The organism is Nocardia sputorum, assembly GCF_027924405.1.
In the GTDB taxonomy this organism is placed as follows: Bacteria; Actinomycetota; Actinomycetes; order Mycobacteriales; family Mycobacteriaceae; genus Nocardia; species Nocardia sputorum.
Genome location: NZ_AP026978.1, coordinates 5,591,453 through 5,615,122 on the forward strand (window position 1 = coordinate 5,591,453; position 23,670 = coordinate 5,615,122).

Consider the following 23,670-nt stretch of genomic DNA (forward strand, 5'->3'; position numbering starts at 1 on the left):
GGCAACCCTGGGGCAATCAGACCGGCGCCGCGGCGTGATCCGCCGCGAGCACTTCGGCTGCCGCGTGCTCGCCCGAGCGGATCGCTCCCTCGATGTAGCCCGACCACTCGGTGGCGGTTTCGCTTCCGGCCCAGTGGATCGCGCCGACCGGGTGACGCAGGGCCGACCCGAGAGTGGTCAGAACACCCGGCGGGAAGAACGAGTTGTAGCCGCCGCGGGCGTAGGGATCGTCGGCCCAAACCTTCTCGTGCCACTCGACCGGCTCCCGGGCGACATGCCCGAAGGCGCGGACGAGCGAACCGACGATCATGGCGCGGCGCTCGGCCGGGGGAAGCGCGGCCAGGCGTTGCGCGGCCCGGCCGGGCACCAGCGCGCCGAGCACACCGGGACCGCCGGGGCGGGAGGCGTCGAAGGTGACGGGCACCGGATCGTGCAGGTTCAGCGACTGACCGGTGAGCAGGTCGTCGCGCCAGAACGGCCGCTCGTAGACGGCGAACGCTTTCAGGACCGAGCCCATCGGCATGCGCTGGGTCAACTGGTCGCGCGCGGCGGGCAGCGGCGGGTCGTAGGCGATGCGTCCGGCGAGCGTGGGCGGCACCGCCACGATCACGTGCCCTGCCTGCACGGCACCGGCGTCCCCGCTCACCCGCACACCGTCCGCGCCCTGCCGGATCTCCGTGACCGGAGCGCCGAGGCGCACCGCGTCCCCCAGTTCGGCCGCGACGGCCAGCGCGGGCCCGTCGGCGCCGTCGACGAACAGGCGGGTCACCGTCTCGGCGGTGATCCCGGACTCGACCCCGCCCGCGGAACGGATCGTGGTCAGCAGGCCGAGCATCGAGATGCTGCCGACGTCGACGCACAGTTCCTCGCCGATCATCACCTCGGCGAGGTTCCGCGCGCGCCGCTCGGGCACGTTCCGGCGCAACCAGGTCGCCGCGGTCATCGCGTCCAGCCGGTCAGCGCCCGGCGTGGTCCACGGGCGCGCGAGGTCGACGCGGGCGGCCATCCGTTCCAGTCGCCACATCGCTTGGACGAGCACGAGCAGGACGAACGTCGGCAGTGGCGGGCGGGCGCCGCTGAACGGCCGCCGGACCACTCCCTCGACCAGCAGGTCGACCCCCTCGGGAGGTGCGAAGGTCGCCGCGCCGTACTCCTCGGCCAGCGCCGCGAAACGCGTGTGCGCACCGGAGATCCACTGCCCGCCGAGGTCGACGGCCCAGCCGTCGCCGACCCGCGCGGTCAGGGTGCGACCGCCGACCCGGTCGTTCGCTTCCAGGACGACGACCTCCCGGCCCGCCGCTCGCAGCGTCCGCGCCGCGCTCAGCCCGGCATATCCCGCACCGACGACAACGACGTCCGTACGGTCCATGGTGGCCTCCCGTCGCCGCACCGTAACTCGACAACCACTGTTGATCACCCCGGGACGATCCGCAACCGGCGTGGGAATCGACAGTGCTAGCGCGGCAGGGTGGCGAGGGCGGCGACGGCGGCCTCCTGCAAGGTGGCGGTCAGCGAACGCGGCGGCGCCGTGACCCGTCCGCGCACCCATTGCCTGCAGTACTCCTGTGCCGGTCCGATACAGATCGCGTGGGCCAGCGGATAGCCTTCGCCGCCCTCGTCCGCCACACCGAGCAGTTCCCCGTACCAGCGCTCCAGCGCCTCGAAGAAGGCTCGATTGTGCTGTGCCAGTTCCGGCTCCGCGACCCGCGCCACCTCGTCCGGCAACGTGGCGAACAGGAACCGGGCCAAGTCGCGATGGTCTTCCACCCAGCCGAGATGGGCTGCCAGCATCGCGCGGATCGCCTGCTCGGGACCGGCGCCGGGCGCGTCGAGGCGGGCCAGCACCGTCCGCTGGTAGTCGAGCATCCCGGAAACGTAGACCGCGGCCGCCAATTCGGCTTTCGAGCCGAACGCGTGGAACATGCTGCCGCTGGACAAGCCGAGCCGATCGCGCACGCCTGCCACCGTGAACGACGGATAGCCCTTGGCCGACAGCTGTCGCGTCGCTTCGGCCAGGATCCGCTCGCGGGTGCGCACGACCGGCTACGCGCCGAACTCGGCGTCGATGCCGGAGCGGACCGCGGCTAGCACCTGAGCGCGCACTCGCAGTTTCGTCCCGGTGTGCGCGGCGAAGTCGATCCCGGTCAACCGGTGCGCTTCGGCCGTGGCGCGCGTGCGCAAGTCGTCCTCGTCGGCGGCGAGCACGTCGAGAAAGCCCAGTGCCCTGGCCTCCTCGGGTCCGACCAGGATCCCGGTGTTCGCCGCCCGGTCGAAGCCCGGCGCGGTGAGGCGGTGCCGCGCCACCTCCACACCGTAATGCGGAATGGTGAGCCCGATCGCGACCTCGTTGAGGCCCAGTTTGAAATCCCCGGTGACGCCGAAGCGCACGTCCGCGGCCAGCAGCGTGAACGCGCCCTGCGCGATGGCGTGGCCCGGGCAGGCCGCCACGACGGGATACGGGAACCCGAGCAGCCGGTGGACCAGGTCGCCGCCCGCCCGCAGTGTGCGGCGGATGTCGTCGAGCGAACGGGAGAACGTCGCCAGGTCGTAGCCGGCGGAGAACATGCGCGAACGCCCGGTCAACAGGACGACCGCCCGGTCGGCTTCGGCACGGTCCAGGGCACCGGCGATGGCACCGATCATGTTCTCGGACATCACATTCGCCTTGCCGTCGTCCAGCGTGATCGTGGCGATCCCGCCGTCGAGCCGATAGGTGACGAGTTCGGTCATCCCAGCCTCCTCTAGAGCAGGACTCTAGAGTAACACTCTAACGACTCGACAGCTAACGTCGAGCCGCCGGTCGCGGCACCGGTCGCGGGCAAGGTGTCGATGTGGCAACGACGCGAAACAGCGGTCCATGAACGTCCGATACGAGAAGCAGATGATGCTGCCGAAAAAGCCTGGCGCGTCCGGGCTTCGGACTAGCCTCGGGGACAGGCTCAGGTGAAGGAAGCGACATGACCGCAGCAACCGTCATCCGCCCGCTGGCGCCGAGCGAGGGGATCTTCGCCAACAGCGAAGTGCTCGTCGGCTATTCGCTTCGGGTCGCGGGCCGGTTGGATCTCGCCGCGCTGTCGGCGGCGTTCGAAGCCGTGGCCCGCTCCCGTCCGATCCTCGGCGCCCACCTGGAACCGGACGGGCACGGCGGGCATCTCCTGCTCGAATCCGCCGGCGCCACACCCGAGATGACGGTCGCGGACGGTGATCCGGAACAGCTGCTCACCGGCGCCCGGCTGGATCAGCGCACCGCGCTCGCCGCGCTGTGCGTGGTCCGCGACGGCGCCACGGCGGGTGTCACCTTGGTGACCCACCACAGTGTCGCGGATGCCTATCATTCGCTGGCTGTGTTCGCCGAGCTGTGGTCCTGCTACACCGACCTCGTCCGGTCCAGGCCGCTCGAACTGCCGCCACCGGGCTTCCCGCGCTCGGTGGAAGACCTGCTGCACGAGCGTGGCGTGCGCAAGATCGAGACAGCCGCCGCACCGCCGCGCCCCGCCGCGCGGGCCTACTGCGGCCCGGAGGATCCCGAATACCTCGTGCCCCGAACCGCACGCTGCAGGCTCACCCGGACGCAGACCGCCGCGCTCGTCGAGCTCGGGCACCGGGAGAACACCACGATCAACGGCCTCGCCTCCGCCGCGATCCTGCTCACCGAGGCGGAGCTGCGCGGGCTGCCGCTCACCGACCTGCTCTACACCTACTCGGTCGACCTGCGCACCCGGGTGACGCCGCCGATCGGGATGACCGAGGGCACCAACGTACTCGGCTTCGCGAACTTCGTTCCCGCGCGAACCGGCGCGACGCTCGTCGATCTGGCCCGCGGCGTCAGCGACACGCTGCGCGCCGAACTCGACGCGGGCCTCGTGCAACAGACTCCGCTGCAGATACCCGAGATCACCGCCGGGCCTCCGCCGCGCGCGCCCGGCATCGTGCTGGCCACCAACTGGGGACGCGTACGCCGGCCCCGCGTGCCGGAAGAGCTGTGTATCACGGATTTCCGATCGATCATGCTGGGCAAGCCGGACAAGACGGGCTACCGGCTCCAGCAGCCGAGCGGCACCATCATCGTCAGCACCTTCGACGATCGGCTGAGCATCGAGATCCACCATCCCGAGGAAACCACCGAGGAGCAACGCGTGCGCGTGCGGCTGCTCACCGCTCACCTGTCGGAGTTGAGCGCGGCGGGCGCCTGAACCCGGCGGTTCCGGACCGAAGCACGGCGACCGGCACGCGATCCGCGCACCGACGACGACGCGGCGAACTCGGCGGAGCTTTCCGTCAAGTGCGCGCCGCCGACGTGCGCGTCAGCGTCTGCAGCGGATCGGTGAGCACATCGGTGAAAGCCAGTTCCGCGGCGCCGATCAAGGTCGCGTCGCCGCCGAGCGCGCTGGTGCGCAACCGGACCTGTTCGCGAACGGCTTGCAGACCGTTCACGGCCACGCGGCTGCGCACCTGCGCCGCGGACGCCAGATAGATCTCCCGCAGCACGCCGCCGAACACCACCATCGACGGATTGAAGATGTTCACCAGATTGGCCACGCCGTAGCCGAGCCATTCGCCGACCTGGTGCAGCGCGTCGCGGGCCACGGCGTCGCCGCGGGCGGCGGACTCGACGATCGCGTCGACCGCCGCCTGCCCCGGAGGATCGGAGCGCCCCGCCGCCGCGATCAATCCGAGCTCGCCCGCCTCGGCCTCGAGGCAGCCCCGGGAGCCGCAGGCGCAGGGCCGACCACCCGGGTGGACGATCATGTGCCCGACTTCCCCGCCGTAACCGCCCTCCCCGCCGAGCAACTCGCCGTTCATGATGATGCCGCCGCCGATGCCGACGTCGCCGTGCAGATAGATCAGATTCGCCAGGCCCGCGCCCGCGCCGCGTTCGCGTTCGGCCAGCGCGCCGAGATTGGCGTTGTTGCCGACCGCGACGCGCGTCCCGAGATCGAGTTCCCTGGTCAGCTCCGCGCCGAACGCGACATCCACCCAGCCGAGATTCGGCCCGTAGCGCACCACGCCGTCCTCCTCGCGGACCATGCCGCAGAACGCGACCCCCACGCCCACGCATCGAGCGTCCGGTGCCGCCGCGGCGATCATCGCCCCGGCCATGCCCGTCAGCGCGGCGATCACGTCGTCCGGGTCGAACGCGCGGCCGGGACGGGCGGTCTCGGTGCGATCGAGCACCGAGCCGCCCAGCCCGACCCGCGCGGCGGCCAGACGATCCGCCCCGACGTCCAGCGCGACGACGTAGACCCGGTCGGCCCGCGGACGCACCACCAGCGACGGCCTGCCCGCCCGCCCGGTCTGGCCGGGCAATTCCTCGCTCACCAGGCCCGCCGCGGCCAGGTCGGTGGTGAGCGCGAGAATGGTGCTGCGGTTCAATCCCATTCGCTCGGCGAGCGCGGCACGCGACACCGCCCCGTCACGGTGCACGTGCCGCAGCAGCGCGGCGAGGTTGCGCGTGCGGATCTCCTCGGGCGAAGGTGCTGCTCGCATTCACCGGGCTTTCGTCACGGGGCTGGGATTCATCGTTGCGGGAGCGCTCGCTTACGGGACAGGGCGTCCACTCCGGCCGCCAAGAGCAGCACGAATCCTGTCACAACGAATTTCGTGCCCGCGCTGTAGCCCATCAGCCCCATCCCGTTGTTGATCACCGCGACCACCGCCGCGCCGAGCACCGCGTCCAGCATCCGCCCGCGACCGCCGAACAGGCTGGTGCCGCCGATCACCGCCGCGCCGACCGCCGTCAGCAGCACGTCGCTGCCGCCGGTGTTCGGATCGACGGAGTTCGCGCGCGAGGCCGCGATGAGCCCGCCGACCGCCGCCATCGTGGAACACAGCACGAAGGCGGTGATCTTCACGCGATCCACCGCGATGCCTGCGCGCCGGGCGGCCTCGGCGTTGCCGCCCACGGCGTAGATGTGCCTGCCGAACGCGGTGCGGTCGAGCACGAACGTCCACAGCAGCAACAGCGCCACGATCAGCGGCACGACAATGGGCATCCCCGCCAGCGAGTGCACCGCGGGATTGCGGCTGCGCTCGCCGTTGAGCACCAGCACCGCCGCGCCCGCCACGACGGCCAGCAGCACGACCCGCAGCGCCACCGCCCGCGCCGTCGTGCCGGTGAGCCCGAGTTTCGTGCGCGCCCGCCACTTCCGGTACTGGATCAGTGCGAAACCGGCGATCAGCAGCGCGTACAGCGCCCAGCCGATCGGCGGCGGCACGTTCTTGTTCGCGATCGCGACGATCGTCTCGTCGCGGATGGCGATGTTGCGGCCGTTGTCCATGATCTTCAACGCCACGCCTTGCAGCGCGAGGAACGCCGCCAGCGTCACCACGAACGACGGGATCCCGATCTTCACCACGACCGTGCCGATCGCGAGTCCGATCGCCACGCCGGTGAGCAGCGAGACCAGCACCGCCGCGTACCACGGCCATCCTTCGTCGGTGAGCAGCACGGCGAGCACGGCGGCGCAGACCCCGCTGGTGAATCCGGCCGACAGGTCGATCTCGCCGAGCAGCAGCACGAAGATCAGCCCCATCGCGATCACCGCGATGGCCGCGCCCTGCGTGAACAGGTTGGCGAAGTTCGCCTCGGACATGAAGACCGGGCGCGCCGCCCAGAAGACGGCCGAGAGGACGACGAGCGCGAGCACCGAGGGCAACGCCCCCATGTCGCCGCCGCGCACCCGGCCGACGTAGCCGCTCATCAGGTCGGTCACCGGCGCCGCCGGTCGCCGCTCGGTGGTCACCGCGGTCATCGGGTCGCTCCGCTCGCCTCGAGGCCGAGCGCGCCGCTGCGGCCTGCCGTGATCAATTCGACGACCTGCGCGTGCGTCACGTCGGAGGTCCGTACCTGGGCGGCCATCCGGCCGAGGTAGAGCGCCGCGATCCGGTCGGACACCGCGAAGACGTCGTTCATGTTGTGCGAGATCAGCACCACCGCGAGACCTTGGTCGGCGAGCCTGCGGACCAGCTCGAGCACCTGCTGGGTCTGCGCGACGCCCAGCGCGGCCGTCGGCTCGTCCAGGATCACCACTTTGCTGTTCCACAGCACGGCTTTCGCGATGGCCACCGTCTGGCGCTGCCCACCGGACAGGCTGGCGACCTGCTGCCGCACCGACTTGACGGTACGCACCGACAGGCTCGCCAGCGTCTTTCCGGCGAGTTCCTCCATCGCGTATTCGTCGAGCACGAGACCGCGCCTGCGTTCCCGGCCGAGGAACATGTTCTGGACGATGTCGAGGTTGTCGCAGAGCGCGAGGTCCTGGTAGACGATCTCGATGCCGAGCGCGGCCGCGTCACGCGGACTGTGCACCTGCACCGGAGCGCCATCGAAGAGGAACTCGCCCGCGTCGATCGGGTGGGTGCCGCCGATGCATTTGACCAGCGTGGATTTGCCCGCGCCGTTATCGCCGACGAGGGCGGTCACCTCGCCGGGATAGGCGCTGAACGCGACTTCGTGCAGGACGTGGACGGGGCCGAAACTCTTCTCTACTCCGCGTAATTCGATGACCGGCAGTTCGGACATGGGTTAGCTCCTCCGCAGGGATGGAGCCCCTTCCGCAATCCCCTCATCGAACCGCGGAAGGGGCGGGCGATATCAGATCCCGTTGTCCGCGCAGAGTTTCGCGAACTCACCGGTGCACAACTCGGCTTTGGTGACGTAGCCGTCGGCCACCACGTCCTTGACGTCGCGCGGATAGATCGGCTTGGGCTCCAGCAGCACCGACGGCACGTCGGCGTTCGACTCCGGGTCGCGCACCGCGCCGTTGGTCGCGCCCTGCTCCCCCTTCACCAGCGCCACCGCGAGTTTCGCGGTTGCCTCGGCTTCCTTCTGGATCGCCTTGTAGACGGTCATGCACTGGTCGCCTGCCAGCACGTTCTGCAGGCCCTGCACCGTGGCGTCCTGTCCGCTGACCGGCACCTGACCGTTCAGCTTCTGCTTCTTCAGCACCGCGATGGCGGCATTGGCCAAGCCGTCGTTGGCCGCGACGACACCCCCGATGTCCGGCCTGCCGGTGAGCATCTGCTCGAAGATGGTGCCCGCCTTGGTGTTGTCCCACTCGGGGACGGCCTGATCGGGACCCTTGACGTACTGGCCCGCCTCGAACCGGGGCTTCAGCACCCCGTCGTAGCCGGTCTTCAGCAGGGTCGCGTTGTTGTCGGTGGGTCCGCCGTTCAGGTACGCGACCACCGGGCGCACCGCGTTGCGATCGGTCAGGCACTGCGCGACACCCGCACCGAGCAGGCTGCCGACCTTCACGTTGTCGAAGGAGACGTAGTACTGGGCGCCGCCGCCGAGGGTGAGCCGGTCGTAGTCGATCACGGTGACGCCCTGCGACTTCGCCTTCTGGATCACCGCTTTGCCGGTGCCGCTGTCCAGGTTGGTCATCACCAGCACCGAGGCTCCGTTGGTGATCATCTGGTCGGCGATGGTCTGGAAGGCGTTCTTGTCGCCCTGGGCGTTCTGGATATCGGCCTTGACACCCGCCGCCTCGAACGCCTGCCGCAGGTACTTGCGATCCGCCGTCTCCCAGCGCGCGGATGTCTTGCTGTCCGGGAGGATCACGCCGATCTGGGTTCTGCCGCCGGGGTCCGCGGAGTCGTCGCCGCACGCGGTGAGCGTGGCGGCCAGCAGCGCGAACGACAGCGCGGCAGCGCTGAACATGCCCTTACGCATGAGTGGGCCTTTCATCACCGGCCGAAGACGTTGTCCCGGCCGGCCGGAGTGGAACGAATGTTGTTCACAGCAACATATGGGACTGTGACGCAGGGCACAACCACTAATTTGTTGTTCCGAATAACAATCTCGACACGCCAGCGTGGCTCGCAGGGACGCCATCGCGGCCGGACAGGTAAGCGGCTCAGGAGGGCTGGTGAACAGGGGCATCGGCCCGCGCCCGGCACAACGCGTGCGGAGGCGGCGGGTACGCACTTCGCACTGCGGCGGAGATCGGAAACCCGGAAGGGCGGCATTCGCACGGAACAGACCACCCAGGATCGGGCGCATGGCGGCCCTGCGGCACAGTACCCTTGGCGGTGAATCATGGCGCGGTAGCGACAGACTGGGATCCGGGAGGGGAACAGTGGACACGCTCAGGCTCGACCCGGCGGCGGTGGCCGCCTACACCGCGATCGCGGACGCGGTGTCCAAACAATTGGCGTCGGCGGCCACGGTCGCCTCCGGCGCGGTGGATCCGGACCGGCTGGCCGCCGATCTCGGGCTCGTCGGCGCGGAGTTCGCGGCCCGCTTCTCCGCGGCCGTCGCCGAACACGCGGAAGCGTTGTCGACCGCCGGGCAGCTGGTCGGCGCCTACGGCCGCGTCCTGCGCGAGTACCGCGAGAACGCGCAGGACGTCGACGCCGCGACGGCGGCCGCGATCACCCGGTCCGGGGAGGCACTGGCATGAGAAGCCTGATGGGACTGCGGAAACGGGCGCACGCCACCCAGCCCGCCGCCGAGGCCACCCGGCCGCCGAGCACCGCGCCCGGCGTCGATCCGCCGATCATCGCCGCGCTGGTGAAACCGCTGCTGACGCTGCGCTCCTCGCTCGGCACCGGAGTCGGCGTGCCGAGCGCGGCGGCGACCGGGGCGCTCTCGGCCGCCTCCACCCAGGCGGCGGACACGGAAGGCCCGCACCGCGAAGGTCTGCACGCGCTGGAGTCGAGCTGGACCTCCCGTGCCGCCGACAACGCCGTGCCCGCGCTACGCACGACGCAGACCCAGATCGGTGACATCTCCGATCGAGGGCCCGCGTATCTGTCCGTGCTCGCCGACGCGCACGCCACCTCCGGGCGCGCGGCGCGGCGCGTCGACCAGATCATCGCCGACTTCCGGCGTGACGCGCGGGAGATCCTGGACAACGCGACCTCGGCGCCGGAGACCGACGCCGTCATCGCGCGCGCCACCCTCGCGCTGCGCGACGCGCTCACCACCGTGACGGCCGCGCGCACCGAAATGGACGACCACACCAGGCGACTCGACGAGATGGGACCGCTCACGGTCACCGCACCGTCCGGCGTCAGCCAAGGCCAGGCCGCCGCCGGTCAGGGTGGCACCGCACAAGTCGTGCCCGGCACCACCGCGCCCGGCGCCACCGCGCCCGCGACCACGCAACCCATGGACCCGGCCCTCGCCGCGCAGCTCCAATTGCAGCAGGCGCTCATCTCCGCAGGAGTGGATCTCGGCACCACGGCCATCAACGCGGGCGTCGACATCGGCACGCACATCATCGACAAGATCGCCGAAGTCGGCATCCACGGCATCGACACCGTCGCGGCGGCCGCGGACAAGGCGATCCCGGAACTGATCAACCCGGGCTCCTCCACCAACTCCGGCACGAACGGCGACGACTCGAAGAATTCCTCGAAGCTGTTCGACTTCGGCGGGTCCCCGGAGCACAAGCCGTCGACCACCGGGCCCGGTTCGGTGATCCCGCCCGGCAACTCGGCGCCGGCCGCGCGGGCGGACGTACCGAGGCCGGAGAGCAGGCCCGCGCCCGCGGTCACGCCACCCAGCGTCGACAGCGCGCCGCCCGCGCCCGCGAGCAGCCCCGACCACCCCGCGCATCCCGGCCCCACCGGGGGCATGGTGGTGCCGCCCGCCCCGCCGCCGGGCGGTGCGGACCAGGAGCACAAGCCGCGCGACGGACAGCTCGGCGTAACCATCCCGTCCGCGGTGACCGCGGTCGTACCGGTGCTGGGCGAATTCGACGATGACGCCCCCTGACCGGGAGCATCCCAGTCAGAGCGCAGGCCAGAGCAATCCGTTCGACACGGGTCTGCCGATGCTGCGCATTCCCGCGGGCAAGCCGTCGAAGCGTCGCCGGTCGCCCGGCCGTCGCAAGCAGATTCGTCGCCGGGAACCGGAATACCAGGCCGCGGAACCATCGCGCCCGCCGGAGCGGCCGACAGTCCGCCCGCGACTCGGCGAGTGGGAGCAATGGCTCGAACCCGCGCCACCGGCGGCGCGACCGCCGCAACCGGTGGCCGCGCCGCAGCGCAGCGCGCCCGCCGAGCCGGAGCCGGTCAAGGCCGAGGACAGCCGCGGCACCGCACCCGCCATCGTCAACCGATCCGGCATCCAGCCCGGCACCCCGGTGCGCCGTCCGCGCCGCACCGATCAACAGCGAAGCAATCGCTCCCTGACCGTGTTGATCGTGCTTGGCATCGTGGTCGCCACCATCTCGATCGGCCTGGCCATGATCTACGGTTCCGAGGCGAATTCGCGCAAAGCGGCGGCGACCTCGCCGCCGCGCGCGGCCGGACCCGCGCCGACCACCGCGCCATCCACCTCACGGGTCAAGCCCCCGTGGGCCATCGCCACACCGGGATGTGAGCAGAAGCGCACCGCAGACGTCATTTCCGGCACCGACCCGGGCGGCACCGGTAACGGCCCCGACGCCATCTTCGCCTTCGAGTACGCCTACTACGCCGAACGGTCGGGGTACCGGGCCCGCGCGGTGGTGGCCCCCGACGCGGCGGTGTCACCCGCCGATCAGATCCAGCGCGGCATCAATCAGGTGCCGGTGGGCACCCGCTACTGCGTGCAGATCTCCCGGGCCGGAGACGGTCCCGACGGTCAGGCGCGGTGGGAAGTCCGTTTGACGCAGCAGTTCCCCGGCGAAGAGTCGAACACCTTCACCCAGTTCATCACCACACGTACCGGTACGGATCAAACGCTGATCACCGGAATCACCGCAGGCTGAGATCCGCGATAGGTCCGACCGTTGAGTCGTCTGATCCGGATAACACTCGCCATCGCCACCCTCCTAGCGGGCCTCACCGTGCCTTTCCTCTCCACGCCACCGGCGTTCGCGGCGCCGACGGTGCGCTGGGAAAACCGCGTCAGTGACCGGATTCTCGACATCGGGGTGTCCTCGCCCAACCTGGAGGGCCCGGAATGCGCGACGCCCTGCCCATGCTGCTGTCCTCGGTGGGGGCAGGGTGATCAACGCTCCCGGCTATTGCGCGCCGCCGCGACGCGGTTTCCTTGTCGAACCGTCTCGGCGCGGTAGGCACACCGGCTCCGCTCAGCGCGGCGTCAGCTTGACGACCGGAATCACCCGGTCGGTCTTCTCCTGGTATTCGGCGAAGCCCGGCATCACCTCGACCATCGCGGCGTAGAGGCGGTCGCGCTCCGGGCCTTCCGTGATCGGAGTCGCGGTCGCCTCCAGGGTCTCGGTGCCGATTTCGAGCGTCACCGAGGGGTTGGCGCGCACGTTGTGGAACCAGTCGGGATTGGTGGGCGCGCCCGCTTTGGAGGCGACGACCACGATGTCGCCACCGTCGCGGATGAACGCGAGCGGATTGGTGCGCGGGCGCCCCGACTTGGCCCCGATGCTGGTGAGCAGCAGCAATTCGCGGCCGGCGAAGGGGCCGCCGACCTTGCCTTGGTTGGCGCGGAATTCTTCGATGATCTGAGTGTTCCAGTCGCCTGCCATGGCTTGTCTCTCCTGGTGAGTCGGGTGCGCCGGGTCGTGCGCGAGCCTACCCAGACCTGCCCGCCGAAGCCGAACTAACGTCCGCCCAACAACGGGAGGGGGCACGATGACGAGATGCGGGTGCTTGTGGTCGAGGACGAGACATTGCTGGCCGACGCGATCGCCGACGGACTGCGCCGGCGTGCCATGGCGGTCGACGTGGTGTACGACGGCGCGGCGGCGCTGGAGCGCACCGGCGTGAACGACTACGACGTGGTGGTACTCGATCGGGACCTGCCCGGCGTCTCCGGCGACGTGGTGTGCGGCACGCTCATCGAGTCGGGCGGCTCGGCCCGAATTCTGATGCTGACGGCCGCGAGCGCCGTGGCCGAGCGGGTGGCGGGTCTGGGCCTGGGCGCGGACGACTATCTGACGAAGCCGTTCGCGTTCGCCGAGCTGGTCGCCCGTATCCAGGCGCTCGGACGACGGGCGCGCACCGCCGCTCCCCCGGTGCTGGAACGGTCCGGCATCCGGCTCGACCCGCACCGGTTCGCCGTGACCAGGAACGGCGAGCCGGTCACGCTGTCGCGCAAGGAGTTCGCGGTGCTGGCCGAACTGCTGCGCGCGGACGGCGGCGTGGTCTCGGCCGAGCAATTGCTGGAGAAGGCGTGGGACGAGCACATCGACCCGTTCACCAGCGTCGTGCGGTACACGATCATGAACGTGCGGCGGAAACTGGGCGACCCGCGGCTGATCGAGACCGAGCCCGGCGTGGGGTACCGCATCCGATGAGTGGACGCACCATTCGGCTGCGGCTGACGCTGCTGTACGCGACGGCGTTCTTCCTGGCCGGCGCGGTCTTGGTCGCGTTGATGTACTTCTACTTGAACCAGTCGCTGGAGCGACGGCCCGGCGGCGGCGCGCAGCAAGTGGTACGGGCGTATCTCATCGAGCGGGCGGAGCGGAACCGGACCCCGGTCTCCACGGAGCTGTTCAAAGCACTGACCGAGCAGGCCCAACGCAACCGGCGGGACACCTTGCGCGCCATGCTGGTGTGGTCACTGGTATCCCTCGGCGCGGTGGGAATCGCCGCCGGCGGGTTCGGCTGGCTGCTGGCCGGGCGCGCTTTGCAGCCATTGCAGCGGATCACCGCGACCGCACGGCGGGTGGCCGATACGAGCCTGCACGAGCGCATTGCCCTCGACGGCCCACAAGACGAGATCAAAGACCTGGCCGACACCTTCGACGCGATGCTGGAGCGCTTGGACCGGGCGTTCGACGGACAGCGCCGATTCGTGGCGAACGCCTCGCACGAGCTGCGCACACCGCTGACCATCAACCGGACGCTGATCGAGGTGGCGCTGGAGGACCCCGCCGTCCCCGAGTCCACCCGCAGACTCGGGGCCACGCTGCTGGAGGTCAACCGCCGTCACGAACGACTCATCGACGGCCTCTTGGTGCTGGCCACCACCGAACAGCGGCTGACCGAGCACTGCCGGGCCGACCTCGCCGACATCGCCGCCGACGCGGCCGGCACGTGGGCCGGGCGACCCGGAGCCGAGATCACCACTGATCTCGAATCCGCTCCCGTGTTGGGGGATCCGCTGCTGCTGGAACGCCTGGTCCACAATTTGCTGGACAACGCCCTGCGCTACAACGTCCCCGAGAACGGCTGGGTGGTCATCCGATCGCGGACGAGTGGTGACCGCGCCGTCCTCACCGTCGAGAACAGTGGCCCGCCGATACCCGTGTTCGAAGTCGACAGTCTGTTCGAACCGTTCCGCAGACTGTCCAGCGCAGAACGCTTGGCCGATTCCGAGACCCGCGGCGCCGGGCTCGGCTTGTCGATCGTGCGTTCCGTCGCACAGGCCCACGGCGGCACGGTGCGAGCGGCGGCGCGACCGGACGGCGGTCTGGCGATCACCGTCGACCTCCCGGGCGCCCGGGGCTAGCCGGGCCGCACGCCGGTTGCGGGCGAGTCCGACACCTCGCCCGCGACGTGCTCAGTAGTTGTGGCAGGTGTCGGCGAGGACGCGCAGCTTCTCGCGGTGCTGCTGAGCCCGCGGCGAGTCGCGATGCTCCTCGAACTTGCGCTTGGCCTCGGGGTGGTTGTCCAGGAACTCCTTGGCGCGCTGCTTGCGCTGTTCGACCGGGAGACTCAGCAGTTCCTGGAGTTTCGCCTTGCGGTCGGGATGCGCGTCGAGCCGGGCGGCGGCGTCGGGGAACTGGGCGTGGACGGCGGCGTCGATCTGCGCGAAGCTGCATGTCGTCTCCAGGAGTCCGCCCGGTTGCGGCTGCGCGGAGGCGGTCGCCGGAACCAGCAGCGCCCCCGCGGCGAGCAGGCCGCCGAGAGCCAGGGTGGCTCGAACGATTCTCGTCATGTCGGAAAACCCTTTCGGTCGGAACGTGGGGCCACCGCGTCGTGACCCGGCGTTCAGTCCACCAGCGAGGGTGTTTGGACGGCGCTAGGTCTTGCCGATGCCGTCGCCGGGTTACCGTGGTAGCGCTGTTGTGTACCGATCGGCCGATCCTTCCGCTGGAGGCGTCTTGCGCATCATCGCCCGGGTACTGCTCGTCCTCGCGGCCCTCGTCTGCTGCGCTGTGTCGATTCCGCCCTCGGCACTCGGCGCGCCGGAGGGCGCGCACCTCGACGACGTCACCGCCGGAAAGCTCGACGAACTGCTGGCGTTGCGCGCCAAGGCGCCCGTCTCGGCGAGCAAGGCGGAGCTGATCGAGCTGCTGTCGCGCCCCTTCCTCGGCACGCCCTATGGCGCGAACATGCTCGTCGGGTCGGCGACCGAGCCCGAACGACTGGTCATCGACTTTCGCCGCGTGGACTGCTTCACCTACCTCGACTATGTCCACGCACTCACCGGATCGACCGACCGCGACCAGTTCACGACGAACCTGATCCGGACGCGCTACGCCGGTGGCCGAGTCGATTTCCAGCAGCGCAAGCACTTCTTCACCGACTGGTCGCAGGTCGCCGAAGCCGCGGCCACCGACATCACGGCGACGTTGAGCGCCGCGGCCGTGACCGTCACCAAGCACCTCAACGCCGAAGCCGACGGCGGCACGTATCTGCCCGGACTCCCCGTGGTCGATCGCGCCGTCACCTACATTCCGAGCGCCGCTGTCGGCCCGGACGTCGTCAGCGGGCTGCGCACCGGCGACTACATCGGCGCGTACGCGGACCAACCGGGCCTGGACGTGACCCACGTCGGCATCTTCGTCATGACCGACGCGGGTCCGGTCTTCCGCAATGCGTCCTCGCTCGCGGGCAATCAGAAGGTGGTCGACTCGCCGTTCGCCGATTACGTCCGGTCGACCCCGGGCATCGTCGTGCTCCGGGCCCGCTGACCGCGGACTCGGCCGCGCGATCGTTCGTCCGGGCTACGCGACCGGCGCCGGCCGCCGCAGTGCCGATTTCGGCGTCCCGGTGAGCGTCTTGTCCAAGTCCGTGCGCAGGGTCGTGGCGGAGTCGAGCAGGTAGTTCTGCCGCACCTTCCACGGATGACGGTCGCCCTGGCGGGGAAAGTCGCCGATGGAGCGCTGGATGTAACCAGAGGCCAGATCCAGCAGCGGATGTTCCGCGAGTTCGCCCTGCGGCTCGGGCACGACGGCGGCGTAACCTCGGCGATCCATGTGATTGAGCACCTTGCAGACCAGCCGGGAAGTGAGGTCGGCGCGCAACGTCCAGGACGCGTTGGTGTACCCGATGCACACGGCGAAGTTGGGGACGCCGGTGAGCATGGCCCCTTGCCAGACGAACTGCTCGGACAATCCGACCGGCGCGCCGTCGACGCTGGGCGCGATCCCGCCGAAGGCGAGCAGCTGCAGCCCCGTCGCGGTGATCACGACGTCCGCCTCCAGCACCCGGCCGGACCGCAACCGGATGCCCTCCGGCACGAAGGTGTCGATGTGATCGGTGACGACCTCGGCCCTGCCCTTCCGCATCGCCTTGAAGAAGTCCGCGTCCGGAACCGCGCACAGCCGCTGGTCCCACGGGTTGTAGCTGGGCGTGAAGTGCTCGGCGACGGCCTGCTCGTCCTTCAGGATGCGGGTGGTGAGGCCGGTCAGCAGTTTGCGCGCCGCTTCCGGACGCCGTCGGCAGTACTGGTAGAAGCCGATGCCGAACAGGATGTTCTTGGTGCGAATCACGCGATGCGCCAGCCGGGGCGGCAGCAGGTCGCGGATCTTGTCGGCCACTTTGTCCCGGCCGGGAACCGCGCTGATCCAGGTCGGGGAGCGTTGCAGCATCGTCACCAGCTGCGCCTGCTCCGCCATGGCAGGCACCAGGGTGACCGCGGTCGCGCCGCTGCCGATCACGACGACGCGCTTGCCGCGATAGTCGAAGTCCTCGGGCCAGAACTGCGGGTGCACCACCTGTCCGGCGAACGACGAGAGGCCGGGGATCTCCGGCGCGTACGGCTGGTCGTAGTCGTAGTACCCGGCGCAGGCGTAGAGAAAGCCGCAGGTCAACGTGTGCGTCTCGGTGGCGCCCGAGGCATCGCGCCGCGCGAGCGTCAACGTCCAGCGGGCGGCCGAGCTGTCCCAGTCGGCGGCGACCACCTTGGTGCGATAGCGGATGTGCCGGTCGATGCCGTACTCCGTCGCGGTCTCGGTGATGTAGCGCAGGATCGACGGACCGTCCGCGATCGACTTGGCGTCGCGCCACGGCTTGAACGGGTAGCCGAGGGTGAACATGTCGGAGTCGGAGCGGATACCGGGATATTTGAACAGATCCCAGGTGCCGCCGAGCGCGTCGCGGGCTTCCAGGATGGCGTAGGTCTTGCCCCGGCACTCGGTCTGCAGCCGGTAGGCCGCGCCGATTCCGGATAGTCCCGCGCCGACGATCACGACATCGAGGTGTTCCGGTGCTGCGGCGGTCTCGGTCATGCCTCCAGTGTGCGAGCCGAGCGTCCCCCATTCTTGACTTTGCGCGACAACTATTTGATTCTCTACGACATGTCGGTGATTCGATCGGCCGGGCTGCGCGGCTTCCGCGCGACCGTGGCCGAACTGGGCGGAGACGCCGAGGGCCTCGCGACGGCCTGCGGCCTGCCGGTGGCCGCCTTGGACACCGACGACCTGCTCGTACCCGACGAGCGCGTCGCGGCCGTCCTGGAATTGGCCGCGCACCAGCTGCGCTGCCCCGATCTGGGCCTGCGGATCGCGCAACGGCAGGACCTGGACATGCTCGGCCCCCTCGCGCTGGCCATCCGCAATTCGCCGTCGCTGGCCGACGTGCTCGAGTGCTCCGCGCGGTATCTGTTCCTGCACGCGCGGTCACTCAGCTTGACGCTGGAGCCGGACCCCTACGGCGATCGCGGCGTGCTCGCGCTGCGCTACGGCGTGCGGCCGGGGCTTCCGGCCCCGGTCCAAGGCACCGACCTCGGACTGGCATTCGTGCACCGGACCATTCAGCGCCTGGTGGACGACCGCTACGGGCTGCGTTCGGTCGAGCTGCCCTATCGGCCGGCAGCGGCGGTCGCCGGGTACGAGGAGTTCTTCGGCGCGCCGGTGCGGGTCGAGCGGCCGTTCGCGGCCCTGCGGTTGCCGAGCAGCCTGGCGAGCAGGCCGCTCACCGGAGGCGACGAGAATTTGCACCGGCTGGCCATGGCGTTCCTCGCCGAGCAGTCCGGCGACGCGACGGCGGCGATCGCCCCGCAGGTGCGCGCCGCCGTCCGGCAGCTGCTGGGCACCTCCGCGCCCGAGATCGGCGCGGTGGCACGGCTGTTGACCGTGCATCCGCGCACCCTGCAACGACGGCTCGCCGCCGAACGCACCTCGTTCGCCGCGATCCTGGACGAGGTCCGCAGGGACGCGGCGCGGCGGTATCTGACCACGACGGACATGCCGATGAGTCAGGTCGCCTCGCTGATCGGGTTGTCCGAGCAGGCGACGTTCACCCGATGCGCCCGAAGATGGTGGGGCACAACGCCTACCGGACTGCGTCGCACCGAAGCACAGGGAAGGACGCAGGGGCACAACACTTTCGGGTGACAGATCGACAACAGTCCGGCGTCCGGAAAGTCCCATTCGATAACGGTTGTCCCCGAAAGCTCTCCGCCCATTCCCTCCTCGACGCCGCGTCTTTACCGTCGAAGACGGGGTAGGTGTGCACCGGAAGGGGGACTCCATGAACGCCTGGCTTTCGCGGGTCACGGACACGCTCACTCGCATCCCCGGTTGCAGCTCGGATCAGCGCGCGTTTCTCACCGAGGCGCTGACCGAGCCGGGGCGCTACCTGCTCGTCCACCGGAATCCCGTGCCCGCCGACCATGCCCACGCGCTGCTGGTCTGCGGCACCGGGCTTTTCGCGTTGCGGTTCGCCGAGGACGTGCCCGCCGAGCTCGACGGGATCCGCCGCTACGTCGAGGCGCGGTTCGGCAGATTGCAATTCGGGCGGGAGAAGGTTGTCGCCCACGATGGGCAGATCGTCCTGCTCGTGCCCGGCGAGATCGGGTTGCGCGGCGACGGCAGGTTCGCCGTCGCCCGGCCGGGCGAGCTCGATCGGGTGATCCGCGCACGGCACCGGCAGCTGAAGCCCACCCGCGTCCAGGCCGTCGCGCACACCGTCGCGCACCAGGCGGCCCGGGAGTACGAGCTGCTGGAGATCGAGGAACCGGCGCCGGAGGTACCGGATCTCGCCTTGCTCGATCGGTCGGAAGTCCTCGCGCCGCAGCGGGAGGCGGCGCTGGGACGGCCGTTCCAGCACTGGATGACCTTCCTGGATCCCGAACAGGAACTCCTGGTCTCGCGCACGTACACCGGCCCCGCCCGGCTGACCGGCCCGGCGGGCACGGGTAAGACCGTCGTAGCGCTGCACCGTATGGCCAGGCAGGCGAAGCGATCCACCGGTCGTCAGCTGTACACGACGTTCGTCAAGACGCTCGCGAACTGCCAGGAGACCTACTTCCGGCAGCTCGCGCCGGGAACCGAGGGACGCGTCCAGTTCGCCGGGCTGCATTCCTGGGCTTTGGATTTCCTCGCGCAGCGAATCGCGGCCCCGAAACTCGACCCGCACGGCGCCGACCGCGTGTTTCACCGGGTTTGGGAGCGGGCGCGAGCCGACTTCGAGGACATCGAGCCGCGCGAGAGCTACTGGCGCGAGGAGATCGACCGGGTGATCAAGGGCCGGGAGATCGACGATCTCGACGTCTATCAGCGCGCGGAACGCTACGGGCGCAACGGCATCGGCCTTGATGACGACCGGCGTGCCGAGGTGTGGCGCAAGCTGTACGTGCCCTACGTGAGCGAGATGCGCGAGCGGGGCATCTCCGACTACAGCGACGTCATCGCCATCGCGCTGGCCGAGATCCGCAACGAACCGCTCCCGGAGCCCTATGACGCGGTCGTCGTCGACGAGGTGCAGGACATCACCCTGGCCGGGCTGCGGCTCGCCCATGCCATCGCGGGCGGCAACGGATCGAGTCCGCTGCTGCTGCTCGGCGACGGCCAGCAGCAGGTGTACGCCGGGGGCTGGCGCATGGCCGACGCGGGCATCGATCTGCGCGGCCGCGGCGCGATCCTGCGGGTCAACTACCGCAACCGCCGCCGCGTCTGGGAGAACGCCGCCGGGATCGACGCGGTGAACGAGCTCGGCGATTTCGACGACGCGCCCGGCGTGCTGTTGCGCGACGCCGACGTCGTCCTGCCCGACGGCGTGGTGCGTATCTGGCGCGGGCCGGACCACTACTTGGAGGCGGCGCTGGTCGACGGCATCCGCGGATGCGGAAAACCGTTGTCCGACATGGCCGTGCTCACCCGGACGCGGCAGGAGGCGGCCCGGCTCGCCGGGGCGCTCGACGCCGTGGGCATCGCGACGCTGCCGTTGGAGGACTACGACGGGACGCCGCAGGCGGCGGTCAAGGTCGGCACCGTGCACCGCGCCAAGGGCCTCGATTTCGCGGCTGTGTTCCATCCGGCCTGGTCCGGCGGATCCCGATCGCGCACCGGCGCGGACCGGGAGCGCGCGGAACTCGCCGACCGGCAGAAGCTCGTCGCGATCACCCGGGCGCGGGACTACGCGTGGATCGGTGTGCGGGACGACCGCCCGGAATTCCAGCGGTGAACCGCTCCCTCACCCCAGAACCGGCGCGAATCCGAACGCGGTGACCAGCTCCGGATCGCCGAACGCGGTGATCCGGATGATCGCGTCCTTCGTCGTGGTGAGCACCGCCACGCCGAATGCCCGGTACACGCAATCGGATTGCCGGTGATAGGCGACCGCGGCGAGCTGCCCGTTCGCCGGTGCCGGGAACATCAGCCACTCGCCGGGCGTGCCGAGGACCTGTGCGGCCAGATAGGCGGCGCAGGTCCGCTTGCCCGCGAACCAGGTGCCCGACGGCGGCATCTCCAGCACGGCGTCGCGGTGCAGCAGGCGTTCGATGGCGGCCGGATCGGCGCGGCGGAACGCGGTCATGTACTCCTCGAGCAGCGCGCGCCGGCCCGGCTCGCCCGGTGGCACCGCCTGCTCGGCGGCCGCCGCGACCTCCGTGAGCCGGGCCCGGGCGCGCTGCAACGTGCTCTTCACCGCCGCGGTGCTGGTGTCGAGCATCTCGGCGACTTCCGTCGCGGGCATGCCGAGCACGTCGCGCAGCAGCAGCACGGCGCGCTGTCTGCCGTTCAGGTGCTGCAGGCACGCGATGAGCGCCAGACGCAGGCTGTCGCGGGCCACCACCACACCGGCCGGGTCCGGCGCGACCAGGGCGTCCGGCATCGGCTGGAGCCACCGGACACCCGCGGCGGCAGCCACTGGCGGCGCCGAGGGATCCGTGCCAGGAGCGCCGAGACCCGACGGCAGCACGCGCCGCCCATGGTGCTCGAGCGCGGTCAAGCACACATTCGTGGCGATCCGATACAGCCAGGTCCGCACCGAGGAGCGGCCCTCGAAGGCGCCGAAGGAACGCCAAGCGCGCAGATAGGTCTCCTGCACCGAGTCTTCGGCGTCGTGCGGCGAGCCGAGCATGCGGTAACAATGCGCCAGCAATTCCCGGCGATACGGCTGGGTGCGGCGGGTGAATTCGGCGTCGGGAAGCGCGCTGGTCGAGGTCATCCACAGGTCCTTTCCCGGTCCACGGAGTGTGAGCCGTCGCAGATATGACCGGATGGGACGCGAAAAAGAATCGCTTCCCGCGATTCCTCCGGACCGGCGCGGCAGTCCGCATTACGGGGATCACCGTGATGCCCGAACCGACCGAGGAGACTTCCGATGCCACTCGACGACACCGTGCGCACCCTGATCGACGGCCCCCACGCCGCCGTCCTGGCCACCGCCAACGCGGACGGCCGCCCGCAGTCCTCGGTGATCTTCGTCGACCACGACGGCGACACCCTGGTGTTCAGCACGATCAAAGGGCGGCTGAAGACCCGCAACATGCTGCGCGATCCACGGGTGAGCCTGCTGGTGCTCAGCCGAGCCGACGGCCGGTACGCGGAGGTGCGCGGCCGGGCCGAGATCACCGACGACCCGGACAAGACGCTGCTCATGGCGATGTACGCGAAGTACATGGGCGGCGCGACTCCCCCGCCGGAACCGGAGGCGCAGCGGCTGATCGTGCGGATCGTGCCGGAGCGCGTGTACGTCTTCCCACCCGCTTGAATCGTCACTGGGAAGGCGCGATTCGGCCGCTAGACTCTCCGATCGACTGGGAAGGGGGCCGCATGGACGCGGTTATCAAGGAGGTCGCCGAGGAGGGCAAGCGGCTGATCGACCGGGCCTGGCTCGGCGAGCTCAGCCGCGACCAGGCGGTGCACATGTTCGTCCAGGTCGGCGACGGGATGGTGCGCTACGAGACAGCGCTGACCATCATCGACGACGGTGTGCAACGCCTGTCCGCCAACGCCAGGCGGCTGCGGATCCTGCGCTGGTGCGCGGTGCTGGAGGTTCCGGTGTTCGGCGCGTTCGCCGTGCTGGCGGTGCTGGTCGGGGATGTCACCACCGCCGGGCTTTCGCTGCTGTTCCTGCTGATCCTGCAGATCATCCACCGCACGATGCTTCCGCATCCGCCGGCCGTTCCCCGCCCACCCCTTCCGTAGCGGACCGGCCTGTCGCGGCTCCCGCCCGCGCGGCGCCGAGTGATTAGGGTGCGTTCATGGCTCGCACGACCGACGCCTCCGGCGCACACCCGCACGAACCCCACGGCAACGGCTTCGCGTCCAAGCTCAACTGGCTGCGCGCCGGCGTGCTGGGCGCGAACGACGGCATCGTGTCCACGGCGGGGCTGGTCGTCGGTGTGGCGGCGGCGACCACCGACACACCGGCGTTGTTCACCGCGGGCATCGCGGGGCTTTCCGCGGGGGCGATCTCGATGGCGGTGGGCGAATACGTCTCGGTCAGCACTCAGCGCGATTCGGAGCGGGCCTTGCTGGCGAAGGAACGCAAAGAACTGCGCGACGAGCCGGACTACGAGCTGGCCGAGCTCACGGCGATCTACCAGGCCAAGGGATTGACGCCGGAAACGGCGCGCAAGGTGGCCGAAGAACTCACCGCGCACGACGCGTTCACCGCGCACGCGGAGGCCGAACTGGGCCTGAACCCCGCGGAGCTGACCAATCCCTGGCAGGCGGCGTTCTCCTCGGCGGTGGCCTTCACGCTCGGCGCGCTGCTGCCGCTGCTGGCCATCCTGCTGCCCCCGGTCACCGCGCGCATCCCGGTGACGTTCGCGGCCGTGCTCGCCGCGCTCGCGCTCACCGGGTCGGTCAGCGCGCGCCTGGGCGGAAGCCCGCGGGGCCGGGCCGTGGTGCGGGTGGTGCTCGGCGGCGCGCTGGCGATGGCCGTCACCTATGGCATCGGGCAGCTCACCGACGTGGCCGGGATCTGACGGCTCGGTCTCGGAACACGACGATGCCGGGCGGAGGCTGTCGGCCTTCGCCCGGCACGGTCGATCGTGCGCGGTCAGCGCTTGAACGCGTCCCGCAGTTTGTCCGCGGCGCGCTTGACGTTGCCGAGGGTCTGGTCACGCCGCCCCTCGGCCTCCAGCCGGGAGTTGCCGGTCGCTTTGCCGAGGAATTTCTTCATGCTGCCCCTGGTCGCTTGCACTTGGTGCGCGAGGCGATCTTCGAACTTCATGAGCAATTCCTAGTAATACCAGCGACGGCCACCCACCGGACGGCCCACCGAGCCGGCCACCAGCAGCACGAGCCCGATGATCAGCACGATGATGCCCGCGGTGGTCAGCAGCGGAATCGAGAGCAGCCAGCCCAGGACCAAGAGGATGAGGCCGAGAATGATCATTGTCGTATTCCT

The 23,670-nt window shown here is 70.1% G+C and carries 25 protein-coding genes; 12 read left to right on the top strand and 13 right to left on the bottom strand.

Annotated features, from left to right (window positions below; translation table 11 throughout):
* Window positions 1–16: 16 nt before the first annotated feature.
* From QMG86_RS25210 to QMG86_RS25220, 3 genes are all read right to left on the bottom strand, one after another.
* On the bottom strand, window positions 17–1,369 hold the full coding sequence (locus QMG86_RS25210) for a flavin monoamine oxidase family protein (RefSeq protein ID WP_281875147.1): 1,353 nt from the start codon (window positions 1,367–1,369) through the stop codon (window positions 17–19).
* A gap of 86 nt (window positions 1,370–1,455) precedes the next feature.
* Complete coding sequence (locus QMG86_RS25215) at window positions 1,456–2,037, bottom strand: TetR/AcrR family transcriptional regulator (RefSeq protein ID WP_281875148.1); 582 nt, start codon at window positions 2,035–2,037, stop codon at window positions 1,456–1,458.
* Window positions 2,038–2,043: 6 nt separating this feature from the next.
* Window positions 2,044–2,730 (bottom strand): crotonase/enoyl-CoA hydratase family protein, encoded by a 687-nt coding sequence (locus QMG86_RS25220; protein WP_281875149.1) that lies wholly within the window; start codon window positions 2,728–2,730, stop codon window positions 2,044–2,046.
* A gap of 227 nt (window positions 2,731–2,957) precedes the next feature.
* Here QMG86_RS25220 and QMG86_RS25225 point away from each other — a divergent pair, with 227 nt between their 5' ends.
* Window positions 2,958–4,193 carry a phthiocerol/phthiodiolone dimycocerosyl transferase family protein gene (locus tag QMG86_RS25225; protein ID WP_281875150.1) on the top strand — a complete coding sequence of 412 codons (1,236 nt, stop codon included), beginning with the start codon at window positions 2,958–2,960 and terminating at the stop codon, window positions 4,191–4,193.
* An 85-nt stretch (window positions 4,194–4,278) separates the two neighbouring features.
* Here the strand turns inward: QMG86_RS25225 and QMG86_RS25230 are convergent, their stop codons facing one another.
* From QMG86_RS25230 to QMG86_RS25245, 4 genes are all read right to left on the bottom strand, one after another.
* The gene (locus QMG86_RS25230; protein WP_281875151.1) at window positions 4,279–5,487 is read right to left on the bottom strand and encodes an ROK family transcriptional regulator; all 1,209 of its coding nucleotides are present in this window, start codon (window positions 5,485–5,487) and stop codon (window positions 4,279–4,281) included.
* Between the two features lie 29 nt (window positions 5,488–5,516).
* Complete coding sequence (locus QMG86_RS25235) at window positions 5,517–6,752, bottom strand: sugar ABC transporter permease (protein WP_281875152.1); 1,236 nt, start codon at window positions 6,750–6,752, stop codon at window positions 5,517–5,519.
* Complete coding sequence (locus tag QMG86_RS25240) at window positions 6,749–7,522, bottom strand: ATP-binding cassette domain-containing protein (protein WP_281875153.1); 774 nt, start codon at window positions 7,520–7,522, stop codon at window positions 6,749–6,751. The genes QMG86_RS25235 and QMG86_RS25240 overlap by 4 nt, the downstream gene beginning before the upstream one ends.
* Window positions 7,523–7,594: 72 nt before the next feature.
* On the bottom strand, window positions 7,595–8,674 hold the full coding sequence (locus QMG86_RS25245; RefSeq protein ID WP_281875155.1) for a sugar ABC transporter substrate-binding protein: 1,080 nt from the start codon (window positions 8,672–8,674) through the stop codon (window positions 7,595–7,597).
* Between the two features lie 406 nt (window positions 8,675–9,080).
* Between QMG86_RS25245 and QMG86_RS25250 the strand changes: the two genes are divergently transcribed.
* Genes QMG86_RS25250 through QMG86_RS25260 form a run of 3 tightly spaced genes read left to right on the top strand, consistent with a single transcriptional unit; the run spans window position 9,081 to window position 11,702 of the window.
* The gene (locus QMG86_RS25250; RefSeq protein ID WP_281875156.1) at window positions 9,081–9,404 is read left to right on the top strand and encodes a hypothetical protein; all 324 of its coding nucleotides are present in this window, start codon (window positions 9,081–9,083) and stop codon (window positions 9,402–9,404) included.
* Window positions 9,401–10,723, top strand: coding sequence for a hypothetical protein (locus QMG86_RS25255; RefSeq protein WP_281875157.1), 1,323 nt, complete (start codon window positions 9,401–9,403; stop codon window positions 10,721–10,723). The genes QMG86_RS25250 and QMG86_RS25255 overlap by 4 nt, the downstream gene beginning before the upstream one ends.
* A complete protein-coding gene (locus QMG86_RS25260) occupies window positions 10,710–11,702 on the top strand; it encodes a DUF8176 domain-containing protein (RefSeq protein ID WP_281875158.1) in 993 nt (330 codons plus the stop codon). Before QMG86_RS25255 ends, QMG86_RS25260 begins: the two co-directional genes overlap by 14 nt.
* Window positions 11,703–12,026: 324 nt before the next feature.
* Here QMG86_RS25260 and QMG86_RS25265 read toward each other — a convergent pair whose 3' ends face one another.
* Entirely contained in the window at window positions 12,027–12,437 is a 411-nt protein-coding gene (locus QMG86_RS25265; protein ID WP_281875159.1) for a nitroreductase family deazaflavin-dependent oxidoreductase, read from the bottom strand.
* 114 nt (window positions 12,438–12,551) lie between these two features.
* Between QMG86_RS25265 and QMG86_RS25270 the strand changes: the two genes are divergently transcribed.
* Window positions 12,552–13,208, top strand: a complete 657-nt coding sequence (locus QMG86_RS25270) for a response regulator transcription factor (protein WP_281875160.1) — start codon at window positions 12,552–12,554, stop codon at window positions 13,206–13,208.
* Window positions 13,205–14,368, top strand: coding sequence for a sensor histidine kinase (locus tag QMG86_RS25275; protein ID WP_281875161.1), 1,164 nt, complete (start codon window positions 13,205–13,207; stop codon window positions 14,366–14,368). Before QMG86_RS25270 ends, QMG86_RS25275 begins: the two co-directional genes overlap by 4 nt.
* A gap of 51 nt (window positions 14,369–14,419) precedes the next feature.
* On the opposite strand, the gene QMG86_RS25280 is transcribed toward QMG86_RS25275, so the two are convergent.
* On the bottom strand, window positions 14,420–14,797 hold the full coding sequence (locus QMG86_RS25280; protein ID WP_281875162.1) for a hemophore-related protein: 378 nt from the start codon (window positions 14,795–14,797) through the stop codon (window positions 14,420–14,422).
* Between the two features lie 166 nt (window positions 14,798–14,963).
* Between QMG86_RS25280 and QMG86_RS25285 the strand changes: the two genes are divergently transcribed.
* Window positions 14,964–15,776, top strand: a complete 813-nt coding sequence (locus QMG86_RS25285) for a DUF1460 domain-containing protein (protein ID WP_281875164.1) — start codon at window positions 14,964–14,966, stop codon at window positions 15,774–15,776.
* A gap of 33 nt (window positions 15,777–15,809) precedes the next feature.
* On the opposite strand, the gene QMG86_RS25290 is transcribed toward QMG86_RS25285, so the two are convergent.
* Window positions 15,810–17,315 carry a flavin-containing monooxygenase gene (locus QMG86_RS25290; RefSeq protein ID WP_281875165.1) on the bottom strand — a complete coding sequence of 502 codons (1,506 nt, stop codon included), beginning with the start codon at window positions 17,313–17,315 and terminating at the stop codon, window positions 15,810–15,812.
* Between the two features lie 69 nt (window positions 17,316–17,384).
* Between QMG86_RS25290 and QMG86_RS25295 the strand changes: the two genes are divergently transcribed.
* A complete protein-coding gene (locus QMG86_RS25295) occupies window positions 17,385–18,422 on the top strand; it encodes an AraC family transcriptional regulator (protein ID WP_281875166.1) in 1,038 nt (345 codons plus the stop codon).
* A gap of 136 nt (window positions 18,423–18,558) precedes the next feature.
* Window positions 18,559–20,493: a UvrD-helicase domain-containing protein gene (locus QMG86_RS25300; RefSeq protein ID WP_281875167.1), complete on the top strand. Its 1,935-nt coding sequence runs from the start codon at window positions 18,559–18,561 to the stop codon at window positions 20,491–20,493.
* Window positions 20,494–20,502: 9 nt separating this feature from the next.
* On the opposite strand, the gene QMG86_RS25305 is transcribed toward QMG86_RS25300, so the two are convergent.
* Complete coding sequence (locus tag QMG86_RS25305) at window positions 20,503–21,477, bottom strand: RNA polymerase subunit sigma-70 (protein WP_281875168.1); 975 nt, start codon at window positions 21,475–21,477, stop codon at window positions 20,503–20,505.
* Window positions 21,478–21,633: 156 nt separating this feature from the next.
* Here QMG86_RS25305 and QMG86_RS25310 point away from each other — a divergent pair, with 156 nt between their 5' ends.
* The 3 genes from QMG86_RS25310 (at window position 21,634) to QMG86_RS25320 (ending at window position 23,245) form a co-directional block, all read left to right on the top strand.
* On the top strand, window positions 21,634–22,023 hold the full coding sequence (locus QMG86_RS25310) for a PPOX class F420-dependent oxidoreductase (RefSeq protein WP_281875169.1): 390 nt from the start codon (window positions 21,634–21,636) through the stop codon (window positions 22,021–22,023).
* Between the two features lie 62 nt (window positions 22,024–22,085).
* Window positions 22,086–22,460, top strand: a complete 375-nt coding sequence (locus tag QMG86_RS25315) for a hypothetical protein (protein ID WP_281875170.1) — start codon at window positions 22,086–22,088, stop codon at window positions 22,458–22,460.
* A gap of 56 nt (window positions 22,461–22,516) precedes the next feature.
* Window positions 22,517–23,245, top strand: a complete 729-nt coding sequence (locus tag QMG86_RS25320; RefSeq protein ID WP_281875171.1) for a VIT1/CCC1 transporter family protein — start codon at window positions 22,517–22,519, stop codon at window positions 23,243–23,245.
* Window positions 23,246–23,319: 74 nt separating this feature from the next.
* Here the strand turns inward: QMG86_RS25320 and QMG86_RS25325 are convergent, their stop codons facing one another.
* Both QMG86_RS25325 and QMG86_RS25330 read right to left on the bottom strand, forming a co-directional pair.
* The gene (locus QMG86_RS25325; protein WP_281875172.1) at window positions 23,320–23,493 is read right to left on the bottom strand and encodes a CsbD family protein; all 174 of its coding nucleotides are present in this window, start codon (window positions 23,491–23,493) and stop codon (window positions 23,320–23,322) included.
* Between the two features lie 9 nt (window positions 23,494–23,502).
* The gene (locus QMG86_RS25330) at window positions 23,503–23,658 is read right to left on the bottom strand and encodes a DUF6131 family protein (RefSeq protein WP_169813002.1); all 156 of its coding nucleotides are present in this window, start codon (window positions 23,656–23,658) and stop codon (window positions 23,503–23,505) included.
* Between the last annotated feature and the right edge of the window lie 12 nt (window positions 23,659–23,670).